Origin of the sequence: Streptomyces fildesensis (assembly GCF_016107395.1) — a bacterium.
In the GTDB taxonomy this organism is placed as follows: Bacteria; Actinomycetota; Actinomycetes; order Streptomycetales; family Streptomycetaceae; genus Actinacidiphila; species Actinacidiphila fildesensis.
This window is the reverse complement of the sequence record NZ_JAAIKO010000184.1, coordinates 1-475: the sequence shown is the minus strand read 5'-3', so window position 1 is coordinate 475 and position 475 is coordinate 1. Positions and strand designations below refer to the sequence as shown.

Genomic DNA, 475 nt, shown 5'->3' with positions numbered 1-475 from the left:
CGGCGCAGGAACGCCGCAGCCCAGCGATGACCGACGGGACCGGGCCCGGCACCAGCCCCGAGCCGGACCCGGAAGCCGCCGCCCCCCGTCCGGCGGGGGGCGGCACCCGCCGCCGCACCATCATCGGACTCACCGCAGCACTGGCCCTGGCCGCAGCCGGCGCCGCCGTCGCCCTCACCGGCGGGCCCAGCAGCAGCGTCCCGCCACCCCAGCCCCCAGCCGTGGCAGCACCGGCCGCAGCGGCGCAGCCCACCTCACTCCAGCCGCCCGGCCCACCGGCGCCGCACTCCTCCACCGGACCCGTACTCTCGGCATCCGTACCGGTGGCCCTGGATATCCCCGCCATCGGCGTCCACACCACGCTGCTGTCCCTGGGCCGCAACCCCGACGGAACCGTCCAGGTCCCCTGGAAGCCCCTGCAAGCCGGCTGGTACAAGAACTCACCCACCCCCGGACAGCTCGGCGCCTCCGTCAT

At 76.4% G+C, this 475-nt stretch carries 1 protein-coding gene; it reads left to right on the top strand.

The annotated features are described in order from the left end of the window. Positions 1-26 precede the first annotated feature (26 nt). Positions 27-475: class F sortase (locus C6N31_RS42505; RefSeq protein ID WP_198359665.1), on the top strand; the 449-nt coding region annotated here is incomplete at its 3' end.